The organism is Paenibacillus sp. EKM10P (assembly GCF_011800655.1).
Taxonomy (GTDB): domain Bacteria; phylum Bacillota; class Bacilli; order Paenibacillales; family Paenibacillaceae; genus Paenibacillus; species Paenibacillus polymyxa.
This window is the reverse complement of the sequence record NZ_JAALET010000007.1, coordinates 153,229-174,855: the sequence shown is the minus strand read 5'-3', so window position 1 is coordinate 174,855 and position 21,627 is coordinate 153,229. Positions and strand designations below refer to the sequence as shown.

At 48.1% G+C, this 21,627-nt stretch carries 21 protein-coding genes and 1 riboswitch; of the genes, 11 read left to right on the top strand and 10 right to left on the bottom strand.

Annotated features, from left to right (window positions below):
* Nucleotides 1-79 precede the first annotated feature (79 nt).
* From HFE01_RS17550 to isdC, 3 genes are all read right to left on the bottom strand, one after another.
* Nucleotides 80-577, bottom strand: a complete 498-nt coding sequence (locus HFE01_RS17550; RefSeq protein ID WP_107734556.1) for an NEAT domain-containing protein — start codon at nucleotides 575-577, stop codon at nucleotides 80-82.
* Nucleotides 578-608: 31 nt separating this feature from the next.
* On the bottom strand, nucleotides 609-1,076 hold the full coding sequence (locus tag HFE01_RS17545; RefSeq protein ID WP_107734555.1) for an NEAT domain-containing protein: 468 nt from the start codon (nucleotides 1,074-1,076) through the stop codon (nucleotides 609-611).
* Between the two features lie 72 nt (nucleotides 1,077-1,148).
* Entirely contained in the window at nucleotides 1,149-1,664 is a 516-nt protein-coding gene (isdC, locus tag HFE01_RS17540; RefSeq protein WP_167438590.1) for a heme uptake protein IsdC, read from the bottom strand.
* A gap of 398 nt (nucleotides 1,665-2,062) precedes the next feature.
* Between isdC and HFE01_RS17535 the strand changes: the two genes are divergently transcribed.
* The 4 genes from HFE01_RS17535 to isdG are packed head-to-tail and all read left to right on the top strand — an operon-like array spanning nucleotide 2,063 to nucleotide 5,188.
* Nucleotides 2,063-3,040, top strand: coding sequence for an ABC transporter substrate-binding protein (locus HFE01_RS17535; RefSeq protein WP_025365837.1), 978 nt, complete (start codon nucleotides 2,063-2,065; stop codon nucleotides 3,038-3,040).
* Nucleotides 3,041-3,049: 9 nt separating this feature from the next.
* The gene (locus HFE01_RS17530; RefSeq protein WP_181955932.1) at nucleotides 3,050-4,048 is read left to right on the top strand and encodes a FecCD family ABC transporter permease; all 999 of its coding nucleotides are present in this window, start codon (nucleotides 3,050-3,052) and stop codon (nucleotides 4,046-4,048) included.
* Nucleotides 4,045-4,836, top strand: a complete 792-nt coding sequence (locus HFE01_RS17525) for an ABC transporter ATP-binding protein (protein WP_167438588.1) — start codon at nucleotides 4,045-4,047, stop codon at nucleotides 4,834-4,836. The genes HFE01_RS17530 and HFE01_RS17525 overlap by 4 nt, the downstream gene beginning before the upstream one ends.
* Nucleotide 4,837: 1 nt before the next feature.
* The gene (gene isdG, locus HFE01_RS17520; protein WP_167438587.1) at nucleotides 4,838-5,188 is read left to right on the top strand and encodes a heme oxygenase; all 351 of its coding nucleotides are present in this window, start codon (nucleotides 4,838-4,840) and stop codon (nucleotides 5,186-5,188) included.
* 116 nt (nucleotides 5,189-5,304) lie between these two features.
* Here the strand turns inward: isdG and HFE01_RS17515 are convergent, their stop codons facing one another.
* The 4 genes from HFE01_RS17515 to HFE01_RS17505 form a co-directional block, all read right to left on the bottom strand.
* Nucleotides 5,305-6,321 (bottom strand): MBL fold metallo-hydrolase, encoded by a 1,017-nt coding sequence (locus HFE01_RS17515; RefSeq protein WP_167438586.1) that lies wholly within the window; start codon nucleotides 6,319-6,321, stop codon nucleotides 5,305-5,307.
* A 210-nt stretch (nucleotides 6,322-6,531) separates the two neighbouring features.
* The gene (gene cydS / locus HFE01_RS27775) at nucleotides 6,532-6,642 is read right to left on the bottom strand and encodes a cytochrome bd oxidase small subunit CydS family protein (protein ID WP_014278118.1); all 111 of its coding nucleotides are present in this window, start codon (nucleotides 6,640-6,642) and stop codon (nucleotides 6,532-6,534) included.
* A 6-nt stretch (nucleotides 6,643-6,648) separates the two neighbouring features.
* A complete protein-coding gene (locus HFE01_RS17510; protein WP_017425966.1) occupies nucleotides 6,649-7,680 on the bottom strand; it encodes a cytochrome d ubiquinol oxidase subunit II in 1,032 nt (343 codons plus the stop codon).
* A complete protein-coding gene (locus HFE01_RS17505) occupies nucleotides 7,677-9,023 on the bottom strand; it encodes a cytochrome ubiquinol oxidase subunit I (RefSeq protein ID WP_016820302.1) in 1,347 nt (448 codons plus the stop codon). The genes HFE01_RS17510 and HFE01_RS17505 overlap by 4 nt, the downstream gene beginning before the upstream one ends.
* A gap of 359 nt (nucleotides 9,024-9,382) precedes the next feature.
* Here HFE01_RS17505 and HFE01_RS17500 point away from each other — a divergent pair, with 359 nt between their 5' ends.
* From HFE01_RS17500 to HFE01_RS17485, 4 genes are all read left to right on the top strand, one after another.
* Nucleotides 9,383-9,937, top strand: a complete 555-nt coding sequence (locus tag HFE01_RS17500; protein ID WP_102997636.1) for a MarR family winged helix-turn-helix transcriptional regulator — start codon at nucleotides 9,383-9,385, stop codon at nucleotides 9,935-9,937.
* 90 nt (nucleotides 9,938-10,027) lie between these two features.
* Nucleotides 10,028-11,260: an MFS transporter gene (locus HFE01_RS17495; RefSeq protein ID WP_167438585.1), complete on the top strand. Its 1,233-nt coding sequence runs from the start codon at nucleotides 10,028-10,030 to the stop codon at nucleotides 11,258-11,260.
* 277 nt (nucleotides 11,261-11,537) lie between these two features.
* Nucleotides 11,538-12,671, top strand: a complete 1,134-nt coding sequence (locus tag HFE01_RS17490; RefSeq protein WP_016820305.1) for a virulence factor — start codon at nucleotides 11,538-11,540, stop codon at nucleotides 12,669-12,671.
* A gap of 121 nt (nucleotides 12,672-12,792) precedes the next feature.
* A riboswitch (Lysine riboswitch) is annotated at nucleotides 12,793-12,995 on the top strand.
* A gap of 134 nt (nucleotides 12,996-13,129) precedes the next feature.
* Complete coding sequence (locus HFE01_RS17485; protein WP_016820306.1) at nucleotides 13,130-14,596, top strand: amino acid permease; 1,467 nt, start codon at nucleotides 13,130-13,132, stop codon at nucleotides 14,594-14,596.
* Between the two features lie 122 nt (nucleotides 14,597-14,718).
* On the opposite strand, the gene HFE01_RS17480 is transcribed toward HFE01_RS17485, so the two are convergent.
* Both HFE01_RS17480 and HFE01_RS17475 read right to left on the bottom strand, forming a co-directional pair.
* Nucleotides 14,719-16,095 (bottom strand): MFS transporter, encoded by a 1,377-nt coding sequence (locus HFE01_RS17480; RefSeq protein ID WP_025365843.1) that lies wholly within the window; start codon nucleotides 16,093-16,095, stop codon nucleotides 14,719-14,721.
* A 48-nt stretch (nucleotides 16,096-16,143) separates the two neighbouring features.
* The gene (locus HFE01_RS17475; RefSeq protein WP_019688614.1) at nucleotides 16,144-17,271 is read right to left on the bottom strand and encodes a transglutaminase domain-containing protein; all 1,128 of its coding nucleotides are present in this window, start codon (nucleotides 17,269-17,271) and stop codon (nucleotides 16,144-16,146) included.
* A gap of 280 nt (nucleotides 17,272-17,551) precedes the next feature.
* On the opposite strand from HFE01_RS17475, the gene HFE01_RS17470 reads away from it, so the two are divergent.
* The 3 genes from HFE01_RS17470 to HFE01_RS17460 are packed head-to-tail and all read left to right on the top strand — an operon-like array spanning nucleotide 17,552 to nucleotide 20,010.
* Complete coding sequence (locus HFE01_RS17470; protein ID WP_016820309.1) at nucleotides 17,552-17,797, top strand: FeoA family protein; 246 nt, start codon at nucleotides 17,552-17,554, stop codon at nucleotides 17,795-17,797.
* Nucleotides 17,788-19,797, top strand: coding sequence for a ferrous iron transport protein B (feoB, locus tag HFE01_RS17465; protein WP_167438584.1), 2,010 nt, complete (start codon nucleotides 17,788-17,790; stop codon nucleotides 19,795-19,797). Before HFE01_RS17470 ends, feoB begins: the two co-directional genes overlap by 10 nt.
* A gap of 36 nt (nucleotides 19,798-19,833) precedes the next feature.
* On the top strand, nucleotides 19,834-20,010 hold the full coding sequence (locus HFE01_RS17460) for a FeoB-associated Cys-rich membrane protein (protein ID WP_016820311.1): 177 nt from the start codon (nucleotides 19,834-19,836) through the stop codon (nucleotides 20,008-20,010).
* An 83-nt stretch (nucleotides 20,011-20,093) separates the two neighbouring features.
* On the opposite strand, the gene xylB is transcribed toward HFE01_RS17460, so the two are convergent.
* Entirely contained in the window at nucleotides 20,094-21,617 is a 1,524-nt protein-coding gene (gene xylB, locus HFE01_RS17455) for a xylulokinase (protein ID WP_167438583.1), read from the bottom strand.
* Nucleotides 21,618-21,627 lie beyond the last annotated feature (10 nt).

The following is a 21,627-nucleotide window of genomic DNA, read 5'->3' as shown; positions in this document are numbered from 1 at the left end:
CCCCCTACTTAAAATATACTCATTTGGAACTCTAGGGAATCCCAAATGAGTATAAGATCAATGTATAATTACTCCATTATTAAATGGAATCTTCGTCAAACAAAAATTGAACAGTGTAGTCGTGGTCATATGGAATGCCGCCAGTGTATTCTTTTGGTACACTTACATGCAACTTAACGTTCAATTTTTGAGCAAAATTACTTACAGGAAACTCTACTATTCTTGTATCACCCGATGTACTTACCACAGTCGCGTTCACATACTGGCCGTTTTGTTGAGTTTTGAATTCAGTGACCCAAGCACTTTTAGTAATAGCTACTCTAACTTTGTATTGACCATTAGTAGCGATTAACGTAGCTGGTTTGGCGACATAACCGTTCGAGTCCATATAGGAGGTTTCATTGGTACCATCCTTGTACACTGTATAGTCAATGTTGTACGTTCCATTAGGCAAAGCCGCGTTCGCTTGATTAGCTGAGAATGGGGCTAGTACCACAAAAACAAGCGCAGCCATCAATACAGTAAGCATTACTTTTTTTAGAGACAATTTCTCCATACGATTCATAATCATGTTCATGTTTTAATCTCCTTTTACGTTTTATTTTGGATTAGATTTCGTCGAATTGCAGTTGTACATCGTACTTGCCTGTGTAGCCAATCACTGGGATGGTAATTTCAGCGTAAGCATTTACTTTGACATTCAGGTCAGCCACTTCGAATTCCACGACACGAGTGTTGTTCGCCGTATTTGTGCTTACTACAGTCGCATCTTGCAATACGCCATTTTGCTCTACTTTGAACGCCGTAATCAGATTGCTGCTTTTCACAGTCAGACGAACAACATTTTTGCCATTAGCTACCGTAACCTGAGCAGGCTTCGTCAGATAGCTGTCCAATCGAGAAGTTTCATTGGTTTGATCCTTCAGAACGGTATAATCTACGTTATACGTGCCGTCGGCTGCTGCTGCTTTAGCAGAAAGTGGAGCCATCAGTGCAAAAACAAGTGCTGTCATGATCAGTGCTACGAATGCCCTCTTGAAAGAAAATTGCTCAAAGCGATTCATTACCATATTCATATCTACACACACTCCTCAATTTTTTATGCTTGAATTTATGTTGATTTTATGAACGATAAAGATGGCTTCAATTTACTTTTTGGAAGATTTGGCTGATTTCGCTGACTGGACGGCTGCCACTTTTTTGATGCTTTTGGAATCAAAAGCGAAGCGGATCGTATAGTCATGATCGTAATTGTAAGCAGGGACAGTAACATGGATTTTAGAGATCAACGGGCTGTTGACACTCGCAATGGGAAATTGCACGGTGCGAGTATCGGCTTTGGCATCCTTTTGGATGACCTTGGTATCGATGATTTTACCTTTGTAATCCACTTTAAACCCGGTTGTCCATTCGCTATGATTCAGCTTAATTTGCATGGTCATTTGACCTTTTTTTACATACAACTTAGCTGGTTTTTCAAAATAATCATTAGCCATGGACACCGAATCATTTTCTGCCTTGAGAATATTGTATTTGAGCGTGTATGTACCATCCGCCAATTTTGGAGAAGCCGCAGCGGCTCCTACAGATAACGAAGTTGGCCAAAAGCTCAGCACACTCACCAGCAGAAACACAGCAATAATTGCAGAATACCCCTTCTTCATTTTGACAGCAGTCCCTCCCCACGAGAATAAACTAATTGATTATCATTCTCAATTGATAATTTAAAAAAAATAGCTCTTTTCGAGCTTGTCTCCCCACCTCTCTATTCCATAATTTCGCAAAATCAAGTAAACCCATCACCAATATATCTTACACTTTTCGAAAATGTCAATATGTATTTGTGTGTACGTAATCCCTTGATATATGCTATTTTTTAATAAAAATTTGTAGTTCCTTCTTCTATAATTAGAATGACTCTCTTTTGTTTTTAGTTCAAAATTTATTTAAAAAATTGCTTTTTTCAATTGACAATACTCAGTGATATTCATTATCATTCTCTTATACATAAATGAAAATGATTATCATTATTGTTTAACTTGAAAATTGCAGGAGGAATAACATGAAATCTTATGTGTTGTGGTCGTCCGCAGCGCTTTTATTGGCAGTTACCGGATGTAGTAATGGTACCTCCGCAGATCAGAAACCAGCCAGCGTTTCCGTATCTACCGCTTCAAGCACGACAAGCGGCGCGACGATTCAAGTTACTGATTTTTCAAAACGGACGTTGGCGTTTCAAAAGATCCCTCAACATATCGTTGCGCTCAGCAATGGCGATCTGGATATTATTTACGCATTAGGCGGGACAGCCGTGGGCAGACCCAACTCCAATGGACCTTCCGTCGTACCTGCTGCTGAAAACGTTCAGCAAATAGGCTCCACCCATGAAGTGGATCTGGAGAAAATTACGATGCTCAAACCGGATGTCGTGCTAGGCAATTATCCTATGAATGAAAAAGACATTCCAGCTATTGAAGGAGTCGGTTCACAACTGCTGCTGACTGGGGCCAATTCCGTTCAGGATATCCAGTCACAAATTACGCTGTTCGGACAATTACTGCAAAAGCAGGCCGGGGCCGTAAAGCTGAACCAACAAATTGACCAACAGGTAGTCAAGCTGCAAAAAGAAACAGCCTCTACCTCCAAACCAAAGGTGTTGCTGGTTTACGGAGCCCCGGCCACGTACATGGCGGCGCTGCCGAATTCTCTAGGCGGAAATATTTTGGAAGTTGCAGGTGGCTCCAATATCGCCGCTGATTTTCCGGGCCTGCAAAATTTCCCGCAATATGCGCAGTTGAACACAGAACGCATCGTACAAGCTGACCCTGATTACATTTTCATCATGACCCATGGTAATACGGAAGAGGTTAAAGCCGCATTTATAAAGGAAATGCAGGAAAATGCAGCTTGGAACGGAATCAGGGCAGTCCAAAACAATCAGGTCGAAGTTTTACCTTCAGATTTGTTCGGGACGAATCCGGGGACACGGGTCACTAAAGCGCTGGATTTGATGCACCAAAAGCTGTATCCGGCGAAATAGGCGATGACGATGAACAAACTACAGCGCACCAGAAGACGCACCATCGCCTGGATTACCCTTCCGATCTTACTGCTAGCTGTCTCTGTGTACGGTCTGGCCTACGGTTCGGTGTCGATTCCACTTCAAGAAATCAATCAGGTTTTGCTACATCATGATGAATCCACATATCACACGATCCTAATGGATCTCCGACTACCCAGAGTGTTGGTGGGTTTACTGGTAGGCGCTTGTCTTGCAGCTTCAGGAGCACTTCTTCAAGGCGTCATGAAAAATCCATTGGCTGACCCAGGCATTATTGGTGTATCGGCTGGAGGTGGGCTTGCAGCCGTCATTACGATGGTGATGCTTCCACAGCTTAGTTACCTTCTTCCGGTAACCGCCTTTTTGGGAGCCTTTCTGAGTGCGATCGTCATTTACCTGCTGGCTTGGGACCGAGGGGCTTCCCCTGTCAAAATTGTACTGGCTGGTGTTGCAATCAACGCGTTGCTGGGCGCGCTCACCAACGGAGTAATGGTCATGTACAGTGACCGCGTACAGGCTGTACTTCCTTGGCTATCCGGCGGGTTAAATGGACGAAGCTGGCAACATCTGGAGTTCATGGCTCCTTACGCTATCATTGGCTTAATCGCCTCTTTGTTTGCCATTAAGCCTGCGAATTTGTTGCTATTGGGTGATGATTCAGCACAGTTGCTGGGCCAGCGGGTAGAGCTTCAACGGATGCTCATTATCTTGCTTTCTGCCCTGCTCGCCGGCACGGCGGTCAGTGTAGCCGGGCTGATCGGGTTCGTAGGACTGGTCGTTCCCCATGTTATAAGGCTGCTCATCGGGGAAGATTATCGTTTCCTCCTCCCCCTTTCCATCGTGGGCGGTGGGACACTGGTTGTCCTAGCCGATACAGTGGCACGCTCTTGGTTTGATCCGATTGAATTGCCTGTCGGTATTTTGCTGGCCGTCATTGGGGCACCGTTCTTCTTAATCCTACTCAAGAAACGGGGGAATTTCGGATGACAGCCATTCAGGGTGAGCATCTTTCCTTACAACGCGGATATTTCCAGCTGGACGATGTGAACATTACCTTGCCCGCTGGGCAACTTACTGCCATTGTCGGTCCCAACGGCTCAGGCAAGTCTACACTTTTACGGATTTTGACCCGTCTGCTCAAGCAGGATCAGGGCAAGGTTTCCGTACTGGGCAAGCCCATAAAGGAATACAAACGGCGTGATTTTGCCCAGACGATTACCATGCTGCCGCAAATGAAGGATATGCTGCCGTTATTAACAGTCCGTGAGCTGGTCGCTTACGGAAGATCCCCTCATACCAAGGGTTTGAGGACAAGTCCTACCAGACAAGACCAGCATATTATCGACCATGTCATGGGAATCACAGGCATCAAGCCCTATGCAGATCGGATGTTCCATACTCTATCGGGAGGTGAACAACAAAAAGCGCGAATTGCAATGGCCTTGGCCCAACAAACGGGTATTCTTTTACTCGATGAACCAACCACTTTTCTGGATATCGCCCATCAATTTGAAGTTATGGATATGCTGCGGCGTATCAATCACGAGTCCGGCTTGACGATTGTTATGGTACTGCATGATTTGCAGCAAGCTGCGGCCTATTGTCATCATATGATTGCGCTAAAAAAGGGACGGATCGCCGTTGCTGGCGAACCCCGTCAGATTTTGACGTCTGCTTTTCTTCGCGACATTTATGAAATGAACGCTACCATCAAATTTGAGGATGGCTATCCGGTTATTATACCGACCATACCACATCATTCAGGAGGAATTTAATATGGTTATCGTTACAAATACATCTAAAATTACACCGGGCAATGCCCACCTGCTCATCGAAAGATTTAACAAAGAAGGACAGGTTGAAAAAATGGAAGGCTTCCTCGGTCTGGAAGTGCTGCTGACGGAAAACACGAAGGGTTATGAGGAAGTAACGATTAGCACACGCTGGCAGGAAAAAGAGAACTTCCAAGGCTGGACGAAAAGTGAAGCGTTCCGCGAATCCCACAACCACCGTCAAATTCCAGACTATATTATTGAAAACAAAATCACATTTTATGAGGTTAAAATCGTTCGTCATCCCATCTCGAACAATGATTCCTCTTTGGCGAGTGATATCGAAGCCGTTTAATTCTGAACGGTAGCATAGAACTAAAAAAAGCGGCTCGGCAGACAATATTAATTGTCCGCTGGGCCGCTTATTGGATTTTTGCAAAATCCTCTTATATACGTATTTTATTGAATCCCTCAGATTCTGGTTGAGCAACGGCGCCCAATTTTCAGCGTCTCTCCGTGCCCCAGTACATGGATGCGTTCCTTTGCAATCCCCAAGCGCTCTCGCTCCACTTCAAGACGATCCAGCGCCTCTCTCGGCGTATCGTCCGCCAGCTTAAAGGCTCCATAGTGCATCGGGATCATCTGATCTGCGCCGCAATCCACAAAGCCCTGCAACGCCTCCTCCGGTGTCACATGCTGTGAGGTCATGAACCATTCCGGTTCATACGCACCAATCGGCATAAAGGTCAGATCAATAGCAAAGCGCTCGCCAATCTCCTTAAACCCACGGAAATATCCGGTGTCTCCCACAAAATACAACGTAGGTGCCTCCCCCTCCGCTGAGTCTGATTCTGCGTGAGCATCTGAGCCTGCAACAGACGTGGCAGAAGCGATCATCTGCTGCTCACTTTGAAGAACGTATCCACCCCAATGTGAAGTATTGGTATCAAACGGCGTACGCCGTGTCCAGTGCTGTGCCGGAACAAATGTAATCCGCACTCCACCTACCGTAAAATGCTCCCACCATTGCAGCTCATGGCAGTTGCGAAAGCCTTTGCGGATCATTTTCGACTTTAACCCCGAGGGGACGAGTATCAATGTATCTGCACGATATAACTTCCGCAACGATGCCAAATGTAAATGATCATAATGCGAATGTGACAGCAGAATGATATCCAGCGGTGGCACATCCTGAATGTGAATGCCGGGCGGAGCCAATCTTTTATCAAAAGCCATACGCTCTGCCCACACCGGATCGGTGACTATATTCAGCCCAAGGTACTGAATGAAAAAGGTGGAATGGCCCACCCAGGTCGCCGTCGCCATTTCCCGATTACTATGCAGAAACTCCAGCTCCGGGAGATGGTTGGGCACAACGAACGTGTAATCCTTTATTTTGCTGCGTCTCTCCTGCCGCCATTGTCTGAATTGCTTGATGGTTTTATCGGTATTTACATGATCCATATTGTTAAAACGCACTTTAGGCATGATGCAGCCCCCTCCCTGACAGACCCGTTCTCCAAAAAACACAACGGTTCAATTTAACTATATATTGTCACTCAAATGTGATCATGAAATGATGCAACATCCTGAACTATGTAAAGTATAATTCAATCACATCTGTAAAGGAAATTCTGCGATAATACAGCAAAAACAGACCTCCCGGATCTATCAGAAGGCCTGCTCCACATGTTATTGTCAGTCCTGTGGATTTTTAAAGCGTGCCGAATAAATAAACAAAAACACAATCGCCACCACGATAATGATTGGCGACTCATACATGATCGTAAAATGCTCGAAAGCAACCACTCTAACTCACCCCTTCTTTCCCGCTTGTCCTCGTACATACTTTGCATCGAACAGAAACAATCTCAATATCAGGATCAGCGAAGGAATCAGCACCAGCAGACCCGCAACAAACGCCGTAATCAATGCATACGCCATCGTAGAGTTCGTAAAGCTGTTATATACATTAATGTAGGGATACAGAACATACGGAAGATGTGAGCGGCCATAGCCATACCAGGCAAATGCAAATTGCAGCATCACCAGGATGAAGGAGATACCCAAATGCCGCCGCTGCCAGACCAGATACACTGCTCCCACAAAGCATATGAAGGATGCGACAAACATCCAGGCCATACTAAGCATATTGGCAAAATGGTCTGGATTTTGTTTGTTAATCTGGAAAAATGCGAACAAACTCGCCAAAATCGTAGGAGCACTCCAGAGTAACGCGTACCCTCGTACGATTTCAAAAGCGACCTTGTCCCCTGCCCTTTTGGCATAAAAGGACAAAAACATCGCCGATATATACAATACACTCACCAGCGCCAGAATAATAACTGCCCACGTGTAAGGGTTGCTTAATAGCTGGCCCCATTGCAGATGAACACCTGTGCTGTTCTCTATAATAATGCCGCCTTCTGAAATAGCGAGGACCGTCGACAGTGCTGCGGGAATCAGCAGCCCAGTCGCACCGTACAATGCCATGTAGACGATATTATTTTTACCCGAATGCCCATAGGTATTGTAAGCATAATATACTCCCCGGATCGCGAGCAGCACAATCGCAATACTGCCGGGAACGAGTAACGCCGTACCATAGTAATAAGCCGCATCCGGGAAGAACCCGTTTAATCCCACCACAAAAAAGATGAGAAATACGTTCGTTACCTCCCATACCGGAGACAGATATCGTTGAATGATATTGTGGATTTTATTCTGGTGGCCTGTCAGCACGCTGTAAAAGCTGAAAAAGCCTGCACCAAAATCAATGGACGCCACAAGCAAATATCCAAACAGGAAGGTCCACAATATAGCGATACCTACAATTTCATAGCTCACTTGCCTTCAGCCCCTTCCAGGCCCAGCTGTCTTATCTCTTCCACGGCATCCTTATTACGGAATAGCTTGCTGAGTACCTTGATGGCCGAGAAGCACAACACCAGATACAAAATAACAAACAACACTAGCATCCACCCAACACTTGTAGAAGTGGTTGCTGCTTCGGACACCTTCATATATCCGCGTAAAATCCACGGCTGTCTGCCGACCTCTGCAAACATCCAGCCCAGCTCAATAGCTACCATCGCCATCGGTCCGACCAGAATGAGCGCTAGCAGCAGCCATTTGGGGTAGGGTTTGCGACCTGGCAAACGCTTACGGATCAGATACAGCAGTGGGATGACGAGAATCAGCACTCCTGTGGTGATCTTGAGGTCAAACATATAATGAATAGACAGCGGCGGACGCTCCTCCACCGGATAGTCATTTAACCCCTTAACCTCCGTACTAGGCAAATTACCTGCCAGGATACTAAGTGCATAAGGCACTTTCAGGGCATATTTGATTTCACCGTTTTCGTCCATAAAGCCGCCATATACAAAGGGGGCGTGCGTCATCGTATCAAAATGCCATTCGGCAGCAGCCAGCTTCTCCGGCTGATATTTGGCCAGAAATTTGCCGGATGCGTCTCCAATCAGCACTGTGCTGATGGCAAATACAATGGTACAGGTGGCCGTCAGCTTCAGCGCCTTTTTAAAATAAGGGTGATTACGCCCCCGCAGCATGCTGTAAGCAGCTAGCCCCATCAGCACCCCTGCGCTCAATGTATACGAGGAAGCCAGTACATGGGACACTTTGGTCGGCGTGGCCGGGTTTAGCATAGCCTCGATGGGATGAATATTGGTCATGACTCCATTTTTGAGTGTAAAGCCTTGAGGTTGGTTCATGAACGAGTTCACAGTCGTAATAAAAACCGCTGAGGCAGACGAGGCAATCGCCACCGGGATGAGCAGCATCAAGTGAAAATATTTACTTTTAAACCGATCCCAGGTATACAAATAGATGCCTAGGAATATTGCTTCGATAAAGAAAGCAAACGTCTCTAAAAACAGGGGCAGCGCAATCGCTTGTCCGGCCACCCGCATAAAGGTAGGCCACAGCAAACTGAGCTGTAGACCAATGGAGGTGCCTGTCACGACGCCCACGGCGACAGTAATGACAAATCCCCGAGCCCACCGCCGTGCCAGCAGTGTATAATGCGGATCACCAGTTCGCAGCCCGCGCCATTCTGCAAGTGCAATCATTAAGGGTACGCCAACGCCGATGGATGCAAATACGATATGAACAAACAGGGTAATTCCGGTCAGCATCCGGCTTAGCAATACAGGGTCCAGTGAAGACAAATGGGTTTCACTCCTTCATTTCACGTTTTTAATAGGGAAAACTTCGAATTCACTCATGATTACCAACTAGGGAGTCAAGCGAGCTATGCTTTTAATTACGGCATATAGCATAATGGCCGCAATTACTATACATACAATAATGAGCGTTCTTTCCTGCTTGCGGAACATAGGAACGCCTCCTTCACTTATCTTTTGGGGCATTTTGGTAACCTATTTACAGTTTGGTTCATTCAGCTGATTTTTAACCCTGCTTCTGTATTGAATGTAGCAGTATTTCTTTCTAGATATTGTTTTATTCATGACAATACGTTATATTGATAAATAGTTAGATAACCTAATTATATGAAAAGAGTGAACTTATGCCGCCAAAACAAAGTAAGCGGGACTTCATCCAGCAATCTCTTCCTCGTCTGGGCCCAGAACCTTATCTAAAGTTAATGGATCAAACTGCCCTTGCAGAAACAGACCGGCGACTTGCCCGTATTGGTCTCTTCTTGCTATGGACAGGTGATAATGTGCTCGACGCGGTAGATTTGGATCTAGCTGCTTACGGCCTGACAGAGAGTAAGCTAGATTTATTGTTGCTATTGACATTGCACCAATCCCAGGCTCAGATGAGCCCCTCTATGATTGCTGACCGTCTAGGCATCCGACGTGCATCTGTAACATCCCTCCTGGATTGGACAGAGCAACGAGGCTGGATTATCAGAGAACATAGTTCTACAGATCGGCGCAAAATTCATGTACGCATTACAGAAGCGGGTTCTCACCTTGTACAGCAAGTGCTCCCTGTATTTTGGTCTTCCTGTGCTTCCCTAGCGAGTATTTTGGAGCCCGAGGAACAGATCATTTTTTCGCGGATTATAGAAAAAATCCATCATCATATGGAAGACAAGCTGGGGGTGGGCAGGTAATTTTTTTTTGAACATATAATTAGGTTATCTAATATATTCAATTGTTTGTATTTCAAATTACTTATTTGATGATGAAGGAGTGTTCTATTGATGAGTAAACTACGAACAAAAGATACCGTTATCCAGAAGGAAAATGTTGCTCTCCCTTATGCATGGATGACCGTAATCCTATGCTGGTCAGCGGTTGTCGTCATGTCCAGCCTGTATGTGACGATCCCTTTGGTCCCTCTCTTTGCTAAAGTATTTGGAAAAACGCTAGCTGAAGCAGCTCTGCCGGGAAGTATCTTTTCCTTAGGCTTTGCGGCGGGATGTCTTATTTATGGAGGATTGTCTGATCGCTTTGGACGCAAGCAGATTATCGTCGCTGGATTGCTCGCATTGACGATCCTTTCGTTATCCCTCAGCTTAACCAGTCAGTATTCTGTATTAGTTGCACTACGATTGCTTCAGGGCTTGGCGGCAGCCACCTTTTCCCCCGTTGCTCTCGCATACGCCGTAGATATGTTTCCAACCGAAAAACGGGTAACAGCCATCGGCTTTATCAGCACCGGTTTTCTAGTGGCAGGTATTGCCGGACAGGTATTTAGTATTATCATCAGCGAACAAATCGGATGGAATATGGTATTTCGGATGCTAGGTGTTTTGTACGCAATCACCTTCCTGATCGTTCTTTTTTTCCTGCCTAAAGCTCCCTCCCCGCAACGAGGGGTTCGCATTTGGGCAGCCTTCGGTCAGTTGGGGACCGTTCTGCGTTCGTATCCTTTATGGTTAAGCTACACGATTGCTTTTGTTCTTCTGATGTCATTTGTGAGCATGTATACGGTTTTGGGAAGCTACCTTGGCAGTCCCGAATTTGGCCTGAATAGTAGACAGATGCTATATGTCAGGTCGGCTGGCATCATCGGCATGCTTCTCTCACCCTTCGCCGGAAAATTGGCCCTGAAATTCGATGTACACCTTGTATTACGTACAGCTCTTCTTCTTTCCATCCTTAGCTTGGCGCTGATGGGAATGACACATTCTCTAATAGCTATCGTGGTATTAAGTGTATGTTTTGTCAGCGGCATTGCCCTGAGTGTCCCTTCACTCATTACAATAGTTGGTCAGCTCGGCGGGGCAGCAAGGGCCATAGCGGTCTCACTATATACCTTCATCCTGTTTGCCGGTACGAGTATAGCTCCTATGCTTTCCATTCGTTTGATGGGGAATGGCGGCAATCAGATGACTACATTTATGCTGCTGGCGGCTGTTCTGTCTGTGGGACTTATCGCCTCCCTGCTCATTCGCCGCCGTCAAAACGATCCACTGGAGCGGGATGCATAATACAACATCAAACTAAAATCGAACTTAAAAGTTACCTATAGCGCCACTGCGCAATCGGATGGTACTTCCCATCGCCACCGCCCCCGGATTTCTAGAATAAAACCTATGAAATACTCCTATTTAACAGGTATACTCATCTAAATCATGTGATATATGTCATTGTGTTTTCTCTATAAACGAAAACTCTCTCTTTGGAGACCTACGCAGAATGAGGTACAATACAGATAAGCGATATATGATATATGGAGAACTTTTGAACAGGAGGCTGTACCGAGCTATGAAGATAACATCTATCGAGCCAACTCCCAGTCCTAACACCATGATGCTGCATCTGGATGAGCGACTGGAAGCGGGTATCCGCAGAACATATACACGGGACAATGAGCGTTCAGCTCCCCCATTTATCCGGCGTATGCTGGCCATTGAAGGGGTCAAAAGCGTGTTTCACACGACTGATTTTGTAGCCCTTGACCGTAAAGGAAATGCCGATTGGTCTACTATTCTGGGTCAGGTCCGGGATCAGCTAGGCGAGGAAGGTGCTGACGCTAATTGGGATTTACCAGAGGAAACCTCTGGGGAAGCGTTTGGTGAAGCACAGGTTTTTGTACAATTTTTTCGCGGCCTTCCCATGCAAATTCGAGTTAAAGCGGGTCAGCAGGAGGAACGAATTTCCTTGTCCGACCGCTTCGTGCAAGCCGTTACCCGCGTAGCGAGTGCAACGCTGATCAAAGAACGTAAGCTGAGTGATTACGGCGTCCGCTACGGTGAACTGCCGGATATTGCTCGCGAGGTTGAGCAGGAATTGGAGGCAGCCTTTCCGCAGGATCGGCTGGAACAAATTATCCAGCAGGCGATTGCCCACGGCGCGGACAACAGCGAATTCGTGGAGGAACGCCGCGAGTGGAGCGATGCCGAGCTGAAGCAGGCCCTGCAACACGAGGACTGGCGCACACGCTACGCTGCACTGGATCGGCTGGAGCCGACGCCCGAGCATTTGCCGCTGATCCGGCAAGCGCTGCATGACGACAAAATGCAGCTGCGGCGGCTGGGAGTCGTCTATCTGGGCGATATTCGTACACCGGAGGCGATGGAACTGCTGTTCGAGGCGCTGCGCGATCCTTCAGCGGCAGTCCGCCGCACTGCTGGCGACACGTTGTCGGACATTGGCGATCCCGTCGCTACCAGTGCTATGATCGGAGCCCTATCGGACAGCAGCAAGCTGGTTCGCTGGCGTGCAGCCCGTTTTCTATACGAGGTTGGAACCGAGGATGCGCGTGATGCGCTGGAGAAGGCCGTCGATGACCCCGAATTCGAGGTCAGTCTACAAGCTAAAATGGCGCTGGAGCGCATCGAATCAGGCGAGCAAGCCGCAGGTACGGTTTGGCAGCAGATGGCCAAACGGAACTCCTGATTTAAGAATCGATAAGTGGATTTTCAAAAAATTGTCGATTGTCAGAAGGTGTACAGGTACGATATACTGTAGTTCGCTATACAATATAATATCATGTCATACACCTCATCAACCTGTTTTATGATGAGGTAGAGGTCGCGGATGTAATCAGTACACTGGAGGAGACGCCAAGAGCCGTCTGAGATTCCAGTAGAAAGGTACACCCGCCGAAGTATGCGGAGCTGACTCTTTGTAAATACTCCGTATGCTGGGGCTGCTAACCGAAAGGAGCAGAACTGTCACGCGATGTCCTAACACAGACACGTGTGTTGAGCTATCTTGTTATAGAAGAAGGTATGGTGCGGAATGCATAGACAAGACCGCAGGCGTATTCCCTGCGGTCTTTTGATTTATATACTCCCCCTCCTTCTGGCTCTTGCCCTGACATGAAATACAATTTCATGAAGGAGTGTTTGAACGTGCAACACAAAGCAACACCTGACGCAACCTTGCGTAAAAGTCTCAAAGCCCGCCATATGACGATGATCGCCCTCGGTGGCTCGATCGGAACCGGTCTGTTCCTCGCCAGTGGAGGCGCGGTCGCCGAAGCCGGACCCGGCGGTGCCCTGCTGGCTTATGCAGCAGTTGGCCTTATGGTCTACTTCTTAATGACCAGCCTCGGTGAGTTGGCTACGTTTATGCCTGAATCCGGCTCTTTTAATACCTATGCAGGTCGCTTCGTCGATCCGGCTTTCGGTTTTGCCATGGGCTGGAACTTCTGGTACAACTGGGCAGTAACGATTGCTGCCGAATTGGCAGCAGCAACCGTGCTCATCAAATACTGGTTTCCAGAAAGTCACTCTGCCTGGTGGAGTCTGTTATTCTTGGCCATAATCTTCTTGCTGAACGCGTTGACGGTCAAAGGCTACGGTGAGTCCGAATACTGGTTCGCGATGATTAAAATTGTGACTGTAATCATCTTTTTGGCCGTAGGGGTGCTGATGATTTTCGGCATCATGGGTGGTCCTGCGGTGGGCTTTGCCAACTTCACGGTAGGAGATGCCCCGTTCCATGGTGGATTCTTCGCTGTATTGGGCGTATTTATGGCTGCGGGCTTTTCCTTTCAGGGAACCGAGCTAATTGGGGTAGCCGCTGGCGAAAGCGAAAATCCGCGTGACAATGTGCCACGTGCTATCCGCCAGATCTTCTGGCGTATCTTGTTCTTTTATATTCTCGCGATTCTCGTTATTGGTTTGATCATTCCGTATACGAATCCGAATCTGTTGCGAGGAGATATCAGTGATATCGGAGTCAGTCCGTTCACGCTCGTATTTGAAAAAGCGGGGCTTGCCATTGCTGCCTCAGTCATGAACGCCGTTATTTTGACTTCCGTATTGTCGGCAGGCAACTCGGGTATGTATGCAGCGACTCGGGTACTGTACGCTTTGGCGCGGGAAGGTAAAGCCCCCCGTTTCCTTGGGCGTATCAATCGACGCGGCATTCCTATGAATGCACTTCTGATTACGACTGCTGTTGGTATGCTGGCTTTTCTCGCCTCCCTGTATGGAGACGGTGTAGTCTATAACTGGCTGCTCAATGCCTCTGGAATGTGCGGATTCATTACGTGGGTTGGGATTGCAGTCAGCCACTATCGTTTCCGCCGTGCCTTTACTGCACAGGGTCACAGTCTGAGTGAACTTCCCTACAAAGCCCGCTGGTTCCCGTTTGGACCGTTGTTCGCCTTTGCTCTATGTATCATTGTCATTATTGGGCAAGGGACGGATGCTTTCACCGGACAGGAGATTGACTGGAAAACGATGATCGCTACGTATATGAGTGTGCCGCTGTTCCTTCTGCTGTGGCTTGGCTACAAATGGATTAAACGTACTAAAATCGTTCCATTAAAAGAATGTGATTTGAGTTCAAATCCGCCTTCGGATAAATAATAGAATACCGTGTGTGATAAAAAGCCCGTCTCCACATATCAGGGAAACACGCTGATACACCTGGTCCCAAGACCGTTATCCGCATGTTCCCCTGTATATGCCCGGAGACGGGCTTTTTCTGTTTATTTGGAAGAAGCAGCTACTTCAGCTGATAAAGACATAGATAAGGCACGACGACTAAAAATACCGTATATGACAGCAATCAGTGTCAAGACTGCTGAAAACAAGTACAAATTAACGATACCCAGATGATCTGCAATCCAGCCCATTAAAAGCAGCGAAATACAAAACGTCAGGCTTGTCAGCGTAGCCTGGGCGGACAGCACCTTAGGCAAATCATGTATCGACACACTCATTTGCATCATCGTGCGGCGGGAGACGACCGACATTTCCGCAGGTAGCCCCATCAACAGCACGATAAGCAGCGTTAGTGGCGGTAATGTGTTCAGTGCATACCAAGCTGTCAGCAGTCCATAGCCTGCCATTCCTGCCAGCATGGCGGGCAGCAGTCTGCGCTGCAACAGCTTGACGCAGGCAAGAACTACGATGCCGCCACCAATCGCCCCTGCAAAATACGCGGCATTGATGTATCCCCACCATGCCTCGCTCTTGTGCAAGACCTGCTGAGCGAAGGCAAGCGTGAACGCGCCTACCCAAACCGATCCCCCCAGCAGGTCAATCATATCCATAAAAATAAGAGCCTTCAGTCTGCGACTGGCTCCGATGAGACTCCAACCTTCTCGCAGTATTTCCTTTTTACGTTTAGGAGGCACCGACGGACTCTCTGATTCCGGACCATACAGCTTATCTTCCAACTGTGCGGGAGGCAAGTCATGGTGCCCTTGTCCCGGCTCGGTTACAGCCTCATAAGCTGAGACATCTCCATTTTGCACCCTTGTTCCAGGCTGAAGCAAATAATGGGCTTTGCCTTCTAGGGGATCTCGAATCAAGCTCGTGAAGATCAGCGCTATCATATACAGACCGCCAGCCACCAGCAATGTTTTTTCCGAGCCCAGCATAGCTACGAGCACACCACTAAGCCCCCACCCCGCTAATTGCACCGTCTGATCGCTGACCGATACCAGACTGTTTGCCCGCATGAGCCCTTCCCCCGAAGCAAGGCGGGGAATCAGCGCGTTGCGCGCAGGTGTAGTCCAGCCGTCCAGAAAGGACATGGCTGTCACCAACGCAAACACAATCACCCATACGGGCTCCGTGCCCGCTGACCACAAGTGGCCCAGCAGTACAGCGAAGAAGGCCAGTTGTCCGAACTGGGAAACGAATAAAATAAATGGAAGCTGGAACCGGGCCAAAATGAGCGGTGCCAAAAAGCCGCTGATCATCTGTGCACCCATTCGCAGCAACGGAACGAGCACCGAAGAGAAGATCGAATCCGTTTCATGAAAAACCAGAGACACAAGTGCCATAATGTAAAGAATGTCGGCCGCATTGGACATCGTCTGCGTGCCAAGCAAATAGGTAAAGGAACGCTTGTGCATATAAATTAGAATACTCCTTTGTTAATGTAGCTTTTTACAGCAAAATCATCAGGCCCATTTTAGGGTTACACGAAGATTGCCGGTACTTCCAAGATCCGTAATCTGATAGGAAATGGACTTCAAGCCAAGTTGATATAAGGATTGCAAATCCTCCTTGAGACTTCGTTCCGTCCCCTGATAGCCGAAGGTAAGTGACGTTCCTCCCTTATTTATCACCTTATGAACCTGCTCCTTGATATCGGCGGATGATTTGACCAGCCCCTTGCCGTCTTGCAATGGATACTCCAGGTTATTGTACAGTTTTTGATACACGGTAGCCTTTGATCCTCCAGTAGCTATCAATGCCGATAAGGTTTCCCGATACGATGTATTCGCCTGAGGGTATTGTTTCACCCATGAGTGATCCCGCCGCATTTCTGAATCCGTCAGCAGATAATATGAAGTGCTTACCTCGTTCGCGCGATCGGGGGTCGGGTCATCCCATGTCGTATCCATGTGATACCATCGGCCATCTAATAAAACAAGATTCCATGCATGCAGCTGTCCCCCTGCTCTACCCTCCACAATCCGATTCGTAATCCCTGCTCGTTCGAGCATTTTATAGGCCAACAGCGAATAACCCTGACACACTGTGCTGCCCGTTTTCAGGCCATCGTAGGCTGTGTACTTTTGCTGTGCTTCATCATACTTCAGGCGAACGACGATCCAATCATGAATGGCCTTCACCTTTTCGTGATCCGTCATTCCCTTCGTAATGATATCCCCCAACACAGCTTGAACTGTGCTATCCACATATGCCGTCTGTTCCTTCGTCTCCCGGTAGCTTAAACGAATCGTAACCTGGGCGGAGGTGGTTGTGCCTGTATAGCTGAATGCGTAGCTTTTGATCGTATAATTCACATACGGATCGCTCTCCATCGCCTGTTGGATGGCTGTCTGTAGCTGCTGCTTGAGACCGTTCACTCGCCCTTGATATGTAAAGGTCAGCGTTTCACTCCGCGTAGCCATTGCCTGTAAAAGCTTGTTCTGAAGCTGCTGCGAGGATACGGAGGAAGTCGGCTTGACCGACGACGCATACACATTGCTGCCCCACTCTACAGCCTGCGGCAGCAACACAGCCAGCGCCGCACCTGCAACCAGACATTTTACAAGCCTAACCCCGATTTTTCTGTTCATACAGAGCGTTCCTGCCCTTCTTAGCATAGTTGTAAACAGCTCTATCTTACCATAAAAACAGTTGCCCCAAACGCTCTAGTTTTGTCGGTTGCAGGCGAGTAAGAGTGCATTTAAAGGCAGGTTGTGACACCATGCTCTGCTATATAACAGTTGGGACCTTAGGCAAACATGTCGTTCGCAGAGAATTTTATCACAGCAATCTAGTACTCCTCATGATATGGTACTGGCATCGGAAGTAAATGATATTGATTCTCATTCTAGATCAGAAAGGCTGAGCACCATGCCAGAATGTATCTCGCTCCTTCGTACGCCATTAGGCCAAACTGTGCGTTTGCAATCTCTTGCCCCTCTTCACCCCTCATTGCGCCGACGCTTAACAGACATGGGCATCAACGAAGGCTCCATCATACGCTTAAAAAAGATCAGTCTATTGGGCGGTCCTATTGTTATTGAATGCAACGGACAGCTGGTCGGTCTCCGTCAAAATCAAGTGAAACAACTGGAGGTTGTTCCGACATGGACATGATCGCTCTTTTTGGCAATCCCAATACAGGTAAAACCTCATTATTCAACAAGCTGACTCGTACGTATGCAGAAGTAGGCAACTGGTCCGGCGTCACCGTGGAAAAGAAAACAGGAATTCTGCGTGACAAGTCTGCCGTATTGGTGGATTTGCCGGGGGCCTATTCTTTACTCCCTCTGTCGCTGGATGAAGGCGTCGCTACTCGTTATTTGCTGGAGGAGCCGCCTGCGGCGCTGATTAACATCGTGGATGCCTCCCAGCTCCAGCGCAATCTTTATCTGACTGTACAGCTACTGGAATACGGTCGTCCGCTTGTACTCGGCTTAAACATGACTGATGTAGCCGATGCCACCGGTCTTCGGGTAAACAAGGAACTGTTGGCTGATCAATTGAACGTTCCCATTATTCCTATGGTGGCACGTACAGGTAGCGGAAGTAAGCAAATGCTTGCTTCCCTTCGAGAGGTCAGACATACATCCAATGCTTTTCAACTAGATTACGGCCCTACCGTCGAAGCTGCTATTAAGGATATTTGCAACTTGCTGCCGAATACATCTGTGCCTCAGCTCCGGTGGGCCGCATTACAATGCCTGGAAAACAATCCGGTCGTCATGGAATGGATGACGAATGAGAAACAGCGTGAACAAGTAACGGCACGCATCCAGCGTTGCGAAGAAGAGCTTCTTAGGGAAGGGTATGCCATCCCCCCCGCTCAGCATATTCGTTCTGTACGAACAGCATGGATTGCTGATCTGTGCACCAAGGCAATTGATACATCCAAACTCAGACCTCACAGCCTGACGGATAAGCTGGATGCACTGCTAACTCATCGGTACTTGGGGATACCGATCTTTTTACTGCTGATGTACGCTACTTTCAAGTTTACCTTCGATTGGGCGGGTACAATTCTTTCAGATATGCTAGATGAATTTTTTTCAGGGACACTCAGCAGCTGGATTTCTGAATTACTCGTTCACCTGAACGCGTCCGCTTTTACACAAAGTCTAGTCGTGGACGGCATCGTGGCTGGGGTCGGGGGTGTGCTAGTTTTTCTGCCTCAAATTGCTATTTTATTTCTGATTATCTCGGTGATTGAAGACTCTGGGTATATGGCACGGGTCACGATACTCATGGATCGCTTGATGCAGGCTGTGGGCTTGAACGGGAAAAGCTTCATTCCCTTCATTATTGGATTTGGTTGTAATGTTCCGGCCATTATGGCGGCACGCACCATCGAACAACCAAGAGAACGCCTTATTACAACGTTGCTGGTACCCTTTATGTCATGCTCGGCCCGCTTGCCAGTCTATGCGTTGTTTGCAGGTGTGTTTTTCCCGTCACATGCGGCAAGCATTATCATGCTGATGTATGTGTTAGGGATCACCGTATCGCTTATACTTGCCAAAATTTTTTCCAAAGTATCTATTTTATCAGGTGAGCCTTCCCTCTTCATCGTGGAGCTCCCTCCCTATCGGGTACCGCAGGCTCTTACCTTATTTCGCAGCACATGGGAAAAGGTCAAAGGCTTCGTCCGTAAAGCCGGAACGATTATTCTTGCAGGCTCCGTTGGCATCTGGCTCTTGTCCAATTTCGGTCCGCAGGGCTTCGGCGCAGAAATGGATGACAGCCTGCTCGCTACAATTGGAGGATGGTTTGCACCTCTATTGGCCCCTCTTGGTTTTGGTACCTGGCAAGCAGGCGCGTCCCTGCTCACAGGTTTTATGGCCAAGGAGGTAGTCGTATCGACTATGAATATCATTTACCACGTTCCCGATATGCAGGGATTGGAACTGCAAGTCAGTCATGCTTTTACACCGCTTGCCTCATTTAGCTTTATGGTGTTCATTCTGTTGTATGTGCCGTGTCTGGCCACGGTAGCGGTTATTCGCAAAGAGACACTCTCTTGGCGCTGGACTGCATTTTCTGTGATCTATCCTTTGGCCGTGGCATATATCATCGCCGTCTTGATCTATCAGTGTGGCAGATTATTAGGTTGGGGTTAATTCAGGCCCTACAGTATATAGAAGGAAGTGGATTCCATGATCAATGTAATTATTTTATTGGCGATCCTCGGTTATAGTGCGTGGGTGTTGGTACGATTTTTGCGAAAAAGCCGCCAAGGCGCCTGTGCCGGCTGTTCATCAAGCAAGTCATGTCCGGGCTGTGCCGTGAGCTCAGTGAATGAAGATCATGCGAAAATGAAGAAAAGTATTTAATTCATAACATCATTACATGAAAAGCGGCTTCGGGGATTTCTACACCCGAAGCCGCTTCTCATTTAAGCTCAAAGCTCACCATATTACCGATAGACCGCCAAATGATCACTTAGCTCCCGTGTGTGTAGATACACTTCACGGTATAGCTCGTATAAGCCTTCATATTGTGCCACACGTTCTGGGTTCGGCGAATATCTTGCTGCTTCACGCAGAAAAGCTTCAGCGCACGCTTGCAGCGATTCAAACCACCCGCTACCATAGGCAGCCAGCATAGCTGCTCCCAAGGCAGGTCCCTGCTCACTTTCCAGCTTGACGATATCCGCGTTAAAAATATCGGCCTGCATTTGCAGCCATGCCTCATTACGCGCTCCGCCGCCGATGGAAATCACTTCATTCACCGTTTTTCCCGTGCCTCTAAGAATATCAATGGATTCCTTGAGCGAAAACGTAATTCCCTCCAGTACCGCTCGTGTAAAATGCGCAAGCTTATGCCCTGCATCCATCCCGATAAAGCTGCCTCGAATAGTTGCATCCGGATGAGGCGTACGTTCGCCTACGATATAAGGCGTGAACAGCAGCCCGCGGCTGCCCGGCTCGACCGAGTTCACATCTTCCAACAATGCGTCAAAGGAATGTTCTGGCGCAAAGGTATCCTTAAACCAGGTCAAGCTGTATCCAGCCGCGAGTGTAACTCCCATGATATAATAAGCATCCTGCTCACTATGATTAAAAAAATGGGCTCGCCCCTGAACGTCGATATCCTTGCGTTCCTCATAGGAAAGCACAACTCCTGAGGTGCCGATGCTGCACAAGGTGCGGCCTTCGCTCAAAATGCCAGCGCCAATCGCGCCACATGCGTTGTCTGCTCCACCTGCATAGACCTTGGTCTCAGACGAAAGCCCGCTCTGCTCCGCAATCTCCGGCAATAGTGTACCCGTCTGGTTAAAGGATTCCACCAGTGGCGGGAACAGCGACAGCTGCAGATCAAACGCAGCAGCGATCTCTTCGCTCCACTGCTTGTTCGCGATATCCAGCAGTAATGTGCCCGCCGCATCCGAATACTCCATCGCCAGTTCTCCTGTGAGACAGTAGCGTACATAATCTTTGGGCAGCATAAAATGGGCCGCACGAGCCAGCACGTCTGCCTCATGCTCCTGCACCCACAGCAGCTTGGGCAGCGTGAAGCCTTCCAGCGCGCGGTTGCGCGCGATACTTAGCAGCGCTGGCCCGAGCTGTTCTTCAATACGGCGGCATTGTGCCGTTGTGCGCGTGTCATTCCAAAGAATAGCCGGACGAAGCACTTGGCCTTCCTTGTCAGTCAGCACAAGCCCGTGCATCTGCCCCGAAAAGCTAATGCCGTCCACAGCATCTGTTCCGGCGATTCCGGCCTTCTCCACAAGCTGTTTCAGTGATGCTAACGTGCCACTGACCCAGTCCTCAGGATGCTGTTCGCTATACCCTGCTTTCGGCTGATGGAGAGGATAGGACTGTGAGGTTTCATAAGCCACTTGCCCCTTGCGGTTGACCAGCACCGTTTTAACTGCGCTGGTACCCAAATCCACGCCGATGACATAACGCTCCTGCTCCTGATTTAGCTTCTCCTGCATTGGAGTTCCT